The 6,819-nt window shown below is 52.9% G+C and carries 6 protein-coding genes and 2 pseudogenes; 5 read left to right on the forward strand and 3 right to left on the reverse strand.

The features are described from left to right. Positions 1-41: 41 nt before the first annotated feature. The 3 genes from tnpC to tnpA are packed head-to-tail and all read right to left on the reverse strand — an operon-like array spanning position 42 to position 2,354. Positions 42-1,577 (reverse strand): IS66 family transposase, encoded by a 1,536-nt coding sequence (gene tnpC, locus OGV85_RS18505; RefSeq protein WP_016239903.1) that lies wholly within the window; start codon positions 1,575-1,577, stop codon positions 42-44. 49 nt (positions 1,578-1,626) lie between these two features. Next, on the reverse strand, positions 1,627-1,974 hold the full coding sequence (gene tnpB, locus OGV85_RS18510) for an IS66 family insertion sequence element accessory protein TnpB (protein ID WP_000609174.1): 348 nt from the start codon (positions 1,972-1,974) through the stop codon (positions 1,627-1,629). Next, a complete protein-coding gene (gene tnpA / locus OGV85_RS24465; RefSeq protein WP_001201739.1) occupies positions 1,971-2,354 on the reverse strand; it encodes an IS66-like element accessory protein TnpA in 384 nt (127 codons plus the stop codon). The genes tnpB and tnpA overlap by 4 nt, the downstream gene beginning before the upstream one ends. Before the next feature lie 208 nt (positions 2,355-2,562). Here tnpA and OGV85_RS18515 point away from each other — a divergent pair, with 208 nt between their 5' ends. From OGV85_RS18515 to OGV85_RS18530, 5 genes and pseudogenes are all read left to right on the forward strand, one after another. Then, a complete protein-coding gene (locus tag OGV85_RS18515) occupies positions 2,563-3,345 on the forward strand; it encodes a DsbA family protein (RefSeq protein ID WP_100280314.1) in 783 nt (260 codons plus the stop codon). Between the two features lie 607 nt (positions 3,346-3,952). Then, the gene (gene repA / locus OGV85_RS18520; protein ID WP_100280315.1) at positions 3,953-4,810 is read left to right on the forward strand and encodes an incFII family plasmid replication initiator RepA; all 858 of its coding nucleotides are present in this window, start codon (positions 3,953-3,955) and stop codon (positions 4,808-4,810) included. A gap of 660 nt (positions 4,811-5,470) precedes the next feature. Continuing rightward, positions 5,471-5,539: pseudogene (locus OGV85_RS24605) on the forward strand (hypothetical protein); the annotation flags it as partial. Between the two features lie 187 nt (positions 5,540-5,726). Continuing rightward, positions 5,727-5,942, forward strand: coding sequence for a DUF2767 family protein (locus OGV85_RS18525; RefSeq protein WP_057102330.1), 216 nt, complete (start codon positions 5,727-5,729; stop codon positions 5,940-5,942). 319 nt (positions 5,943-6,261) lie between these two features. Then, positions 6,262-6,741, forward strand: a pseudogene (locus OGV85_RS18530) (hypothetical protein); the annotation flags it as partial. Between the last annotated feature and the right edge of the window lie 78 nt (positions 6,742-6,819).

Raw genomic sequence — 6,819 nt, forward strand, 5'->3', positions numbered from 1 at the left:
GTAAGCGTGCAGTGAGAACCGTATTGACGAAGTGAAGCTGGTCAGGCAGGCAGAGTAACCCGCCACGGGAGCAGAGCACCCACCCGGTTCACAGGCCAGTCGGCGATGACATCAAGTACATAATGCAGATAGCGTTCCGGATCCACGCCGTTTAATTTGCACGTCCCGATAAGACTGTACAGTGACGCACCGCGCTCACCACCATGATCCGAGCCGAAGAACAGCCAGTTTTTTCTCCCCAGACTGACCCGTCGTAGGGCGTTTTCGGCAATGTTATTATCCACCTCCACCCAGCCATCTTCTGCATAGCGGATCAGCGCCGGCCACTGGTTCAGCGCATACCCGAACGCCTTCGCCAGTTCTGAGTGCCTTGAGAGGGTTTTCTGTTTCTCCCGCAGCCACCCCTCCAGTGACGCCAGCAGCGGCAGCACTTTTTGGTGCCGGACTGCCTGCCGTTCCTCTGCTCTTTTACCTCTGAGCTCCGACTCGATGGCATACAGCTCGCCGATCCGTTTCAGCGCCTCCTCCGTCAGGGCTGACGGGGTACGGACGTGAACATCGTGGATTTTTCGGCGGGCATGGGCCCAGCACGCGGCTTCCTTTATATGGCCGTCGCGGTAGAGCTCGTTGAACCCGGCGTAGGCATCAGCCTGCAGTACGCCACTGAAGCCTGCAAGATGGGTCTGAGGGTGGATACCTTTTCTGTCCGGGCTGTAAGCGAACCACACTGCGGGGGCCAGCGCTGATCCGGCGTTGCGGTCGTCTCGAACGTACGTCCATAAGCGCCCGGTCTTCGTCTTCTTATTGCCCGGCAACAGCACCGGGACAGGCGTATCGTCAGCATGGAGTTTGCCGTCGGTCAGGACATAGTGCTGAAGGGCTTCATCCAGCGGTGCCAGCAGACGACAACACGCATCCACCCAGCCCGACAGTACAGAACGACTCAACACTACACCCTGGCGGGCATAGATCTCCGACTGGCGATACAGCGGTGTGTGCTCTGCATACTTTGAGGTCAGCACTCGGGCCAGCAGCCCCGGTCCGGCGATCCCCCGTTCGATGGGGCGCGAAGGAGCCGGGGCCTGAACGATGCGATCGCACCGACGGCAGGCATGCTTTTCACGGACTGTCCGGATAACCCGGAAGGCGCTGCGCATCAGCTCCAGCTGTTCGGCGGCATCCTCACCCAGGTAACTCAGCGAACCACCGCACTCCGGGCAACACGGCTCAGTCGGCAGCAGCCGCTTCTCATCCCGTGGGAGTGACTCAGGGAACGGTTTGCGGGTGCGGGTCTGACGCAGCGGGCGCTGCACTGCCGGGTCATCCACCCGGCCGGTCAGCGTATCGCTTTCCTGCTGCAGCAGGTTCAGGTCAGCTTCCATTTGCGCGATACGGCGGGATACCTTTTCGGAACGACTGCCGAAGTTCATCCGGCGCAGCTTATCCAGTTGCGCCTGCAGATGGTCTATTTCGCGTTCCCGGTTGCTCAGCTTTTCCTGCAGGGCGTGGATCAACGCTTCCTGTTCGGCCAGGCGCTGTTTCAGCAGAAGGATGTCGTCAGAAGAGGTATCGTTCATAAGCCTGTATTTTACCAGGCTTATTCTGCGACAACCAGGATAAAGAGCGCTACAACATGGTCAGGGATGTCAGTAACCGCTTTGGCTGTCGCCAGTCGATACCTTCCATCAGCATCGCCAGTTGCGCCGGCGTCAGGAACACTTTGCCATCGCGGGCTGAGGGCCAGGCGAAGCGACCACGTTCCAGTCGCTTTGTCAGCAGGCACAGACCATCGCCGGTGGACCAGAGCAGTTTTACCTGACTGCCGCTGCGTCCCCGGAAGATGAAGACGTGGCCGGACATCGGGTCATCTTTCAGCGCGGTCTGCACCTTTGCGGCGAGGCCATTGAAGCCGTTGCGCATATCGGTGATACCGGCAACCAGCCAGATTTTTGTGCCTGCGGGAAGATTTATCATACCGGCCCCCGCATCAGTTCGCGCAGGACAGTGCTCATGAGTTCAGCAGAGGGATGAGTCAGTGTTATTTCTCCTCCCCGACATTTTATGTGGCAGGTAGCGGGAGGAGAGCAGGATGGTAGTTCGAAGGTTGGGAGAGAAGAGCCCGCCTGAAGCTGCACGGGTATCAGGGCAGGAAGCGACGATGAGTTTTTTCGGGGCCGACAGACCCGCCCTTCACGCTGCCAGAGCCTTATCCATTTAAAGAGCAGGTTATCATTGACGTCATGTTTCCGGGCCAGTGCGGCAATACTGCCTTCTTCTTCAAGAGCCAGCCTGACCAGTTCCATTTTGAATTCAGGGGAATAGTGTTTCCGGGGAAGTCTTTCTTTAGCGCGCATGAGGTGTCCACCTGCAAAATAAGTGGGTGCTTAAGTTACAGGATCCTGGATTCGGGACCAGACGGTACTCAGACGACGCTTACATATAGCGCGACAGACAAACAGTATTGAACACGGTCGTTTACCGGAGCGTGAAGAACAGTCACTGACACGTACCATCCAGAAAGAACGCTAATCCCCATCCCCTATAGAAATCGAGAAACCGTTTATGAAGAGAACGAACTTATCCCTGTTTATCGTTGCAACATCCTGTTTTGTAAATCCAGTCGCACAGGCTTCAGCGCAGCCGTCTCCATTTACACCTGAGCAGGAAGCCAGAATTGGTGAAATTGCAGCAGACTACCTGGTGGCTCATCCCGACGTGCTGGTCACGGTGAGTAAAAAACTTCAGGAACATCAACTACAGCGGGAACAGCTGCGTTATGCCGGCCGTGTGATGAACAACCAGAGAGAGTTATTGAATGATTCCGACACACCCGTTATCGGGCCAGAGCGCGCGAAAGTAGCCGTCATAACATTTTTTGATTACCAGTGCGTGTTTTGCAGCAAGCTGGCACCTGCCCTGGAAAAAGTTATGCAGACGTATCCTGATGTTCGGTATGTATTTAAAGAATTGCCAATCTTTGGTGATCGCTGGGAAAACTCCCTGAAGGCGGCTGAACGTGGGTTATCGGTCTGGAAGCAAAAGGGGGCTGAAGGGTATATGACATACCACAGAGCCATTTACAGAACTGGCCATGATGAGGGAAGACTAAGCGCCGACGATATTTCAGAGGCTTCCCGTCAGGCGGGCTGGATGGATCCGCGAAGAGAAGATTTTACCCCGACGCTTTCCCGAAACAAGGAACTGGCAGGCAAACTGGGTCTAACCGGCACTCCGGGTATCATTGTCATGCCCGTCAGTGGTGCGTCTTCCCAAAAAATCACCGTATTCCCTGGTTTTGTTCCGTCAGAAAAACTGCAGTCTGCTATCGAAAAAGCCTCCAGATAACACCATGCTCCCGGCCTGACATCGGTTTCCCGCCAGAAAACGTTGTCTGATAATGCCGGTACGTATCCTGCCAAAACAGAACCCTATTATTGCGCGTCTGGGGGCCTATCCTGCGTAAAGCACCGCGAAGGATTCTCACATTCCCCTTTGGAAGTTCGAACGTTTCTTGCTCAGCTAAACGTGATCCTATGGGTTTCTGTCACGATCCGCGATCTTTTCGTATGGAAAATTTACGAGTGAAAAGGTAAACTTCCCGGACGTACAGATGCCTTGTGGTGGGGTATTCTGTTGAATAATTTTAGATTTACGCCCTAATCCAAACTTTATTGGCTGCTTTGTGGTGAGGCAGAGAGGGGTAAAACTTTATTTCGGAAGAAATGCGGACTTCCGAAAGCAGGAACGTGGATGGGAGCGTGTCCATAAGACGCTCAGGAACAGGTGACGGAAAGTTTTCCGGAGCCTGAATGCACAAACCCCCCGAAATCTGTAGAGTCTTGGCGGAATCAGACAGAGATCAGGGGGTCCAAAAGCAGGCGCGTTGCCTGTGAAGGATTATAACGCATGCACCATATAAAACAACACCCGACCGCCATAAGAAAAGGTCGGTGTGACTGAGAAAAAACCTACCTTTTACAGACAGGTCAAAAATCCTGAGCCGGAGTTCACTCCGCGAGAGGACAAAAAGACTCTGCCGTTCTGTCGTAAGCTGATGGCGAAAGCCGAAGGTTTTACATCCCGTTTTGATTTTTCCATCCATGTGGCATTTATGCGATCGCTGGGTAAACGGCAGCGTATGCCGCCGGTACTGCGTCGTCGGGCCATCGATGCGCTGATGCAGGGGTTATGCTTCCACTACGACCCCCTGGCTAATCGCGTTCAGCGCTCCATTACCAATCTGGCCATCGAGTGCGGCCTGGCCACGGAATCGAAAAGCGGTAATCTGTCCATCACCCGTGCCACACGCGCACTGAAGTTTCTGGCTGAGCTGGGGCTGATAACGTACCAGACAGAATATGATCCGCAGATTGGCTGCAATATTCCGACCGATATCACCTTTACGCCGGCGTTGTTTTCCGCGCTCGATGTTTCTGACGTGGCTGTACTGGCTGCGCGCCGCAGCCGCGTTGAGTGGGAAAACAAGCTGCGTAAAAAGCAGAGCCTGGAGCCGCTGCAGATGGATGAACTGATAGCGAAGGCCTGGCGGTTTGTACGCGAGCGGTTCCGCAGCTATCAGTCGGAACGTAAACAGCACGGACTGAAGCGCGCACGGGCGCGACGTGATGTCGACAGAACCCGCAAGGACATTGAAACCCTGGTGAAGCAGCAACTGACGAGAGAACTCGCCAGCGGTCGCTTTACCGGAAGCGGAGATGCGATAAAACGGGAACTTGAGCGGCGTGTCACAGAGCGCATGCTGATGTCGCGCGGCAACAACTACACGCGACTGGCCACCGTCCCCATATAGCTTTTCCTGACTGAAAATCCGGCTGACGCCGGAGGATTTCTCACGTCTGTACCTCTCTCATGTCTGTTAATCTACCCAATCCGCGCTGTTTTAACTTCAAAAATGCACTGAAATTCACCTGCAGTGGCCCGAGATTCATCCGTCGACTCTGTTTGCGGTCGCCAGATTGAGTTATCAACATATAACTGCAAGGGAAATTTACATAAAGTTAAAACCGTTATGCTTTCAGAGTGCTCGTCGGTGTACTTTCAATGTGCGTGGTTTCCTTTAAAAACCTGCTCTGTACTTCTTTTAAATACATAATCTTTCTCTCTTATAAATATATAACCTGTTCGTCGCCCGCCCTGTGGACAGGCTCATGAGAATGACCGCCCTTGCAGCGGACTGACGTCCGCGCCGGTTCGGAAAAGGCAAAGGTACCTCCCGCCAACAAGTGGCGGGCAAAAGACATCATAAAATAGTTACAACATCCAAAATATTTAGCCAAAAACCAGTGCCCACCCAGCCACCCAGCCCCTCCCCACCACTGAAAAGCGCCGCCGCCCCGGCCGAAGGCCGGGAACTACATCGCTTTTAATGCTGGATGTTGTAACTAGAATTAACGGCGCTGTAAGAAGTATCGCTTAAGGTCTTGCGTACACGCCCGTAAGCGGCCCTCACGGCCCGCTAACGCGGAGATACGCCCCGACCCTTGTCGGGACCACTCCGACGGCGCACATCAACACCTGAGCCGTATGACCGCGGGTTTTAGCTTTACAGGGATGGGGGGTTAATAGTGATCTTCTATCGATCAACCGGCTACGCCGGGCTACGGCGCCATTCAGCGACAGTGCCATATTTATCATTTGCTGGCGCCTCTATGCCGCTTTGCGGCATAATCACACCTGAAAATAAAGGTATTTTCAGGGAGGTCCGGATGAAGTATTCAGACACCTTCATGCGTCAGCATGAAGAAATGTGCCAAGTGGTGGGCAATATTGTTTTTGCCCTGGCCGAAGCCGGGCACGACTCACATCGCGAAAACATTGTTGCTGTGCTCCGTAACGAGCTTGCAGACCCCGGGAAGTGGGAGCCAGACCAGGTGCTTTATCTTCAACTGGCCATTGATTTACTGAACGCCAGGCAAGGATAGAGTTTTACGGCGCATCGGGATAAAGTCGTTTAGTTATTGTGCCTAACTGGAGCAAGAAAGGGTTAATGACTGACTCGCGTCAGATCATCTTCTGTCTGACTGAGAATTTTCATGGTCATGCTCCGAGTTGTATGGGGCGGCCGAATTTCAAAGAGACTTCATACCTGCCTTCAGAACTGCCTTTTTAAATTGTACGTTCCTCACCCAGCTGAAATACTAATTGCCTGTAAGGCAATAAAAATACAACTAAAAATAAGTAAATCAACGTATCATTCTGCCAGTGAAAATCATTGGATAAATCCAGTTATGAAGGTTACTTATGTTTCGCAAACTGTTTAAAAGCGTGACCAGTCTGGTTGATGCTGAACTCAGACATAATTTACGTATGAATTCTGAATATCAAAAATATCGCTGGAATATTTTTGAACGCCTGCTGGCCTGGTGCTCTACATACTATGGGCGGGCTATGCTGATTCTCTGGGCTGGTGCAATAATGATTGTTCTTGCCTGTTTGTATCTGAGGCCGCTTCTGGCCCCATTTGGCAAGAAGTATTTTAAGGGAATTGAAATGCTCCCGCAGGGGCTCTCCGATCTACTGGGGGGACAATTAACCATCATTGGTATTGTATTTCCATTAGTTGTCGGTCTGATCAGTGTCCTGTTTCAGAAAAAATCGACCCGTGAGCATATCCAGTCAGCCTATCAGCTTTACTCGGGATACATGTTTGCAGGCCTGAGCGGTCTTTCCCTTGCTGCATTTATTCTGGTGAGTGAACTTTTGTCTGCTCGGGGGGACAGGTGATGCTGCCAACTTACTGATTTAGTGTATGATGGTGTTTTTGAGGTGCTCCAGTGGCTTCTGTTTCTATCAGCTGTC

Origin of the sequence: Citrobacter sp. Cf132 (assembly GCF_030333885.1) — a bacterium.
GTDB classification, from domain to species: Bacteria; Pseudomonadota; Gammaproteobacteria; order Enterobacterales; family Enterobacteriaceae; genus Citrobacter; species Citrobacter freundii.

Coding starts and splice junctions, on each gene's coding strand:
- tnpC (WP_016239903.1), bottom strand. CDS start 1,577: ATGAACGATACCTCTTCTGACGACATCCTTCTGCTGAAACAGCGCCTG.
- tnpB (WP_000609174.1), bottom strand. CDS start 1,974: ATGATAAATCTTCCCGCAGGCACAAAAATCTGGCTGGTTGCCGGTATC.
- tnpA (WP_001201739.1), bottom strand. CDS start 2,354: ATGCGCGCTAAAGAAAGACTTCCCCGGAAACACTATTCCCCTGAATTC.
- OGV85_RS18515 (WP_100280314.1), top strand. CDS start 2,563: ATGAAGAGAACGAACTTATCCCTGTTTATCGTTGCAACATCCTGTTTT.
- OGV85_RS18525 (WP_057102330.1), top strand. CDS start 5,727: ATGAAGTATTCAGACACCTTCATGCGTCAGCATGAAGAAATGTGCCAA.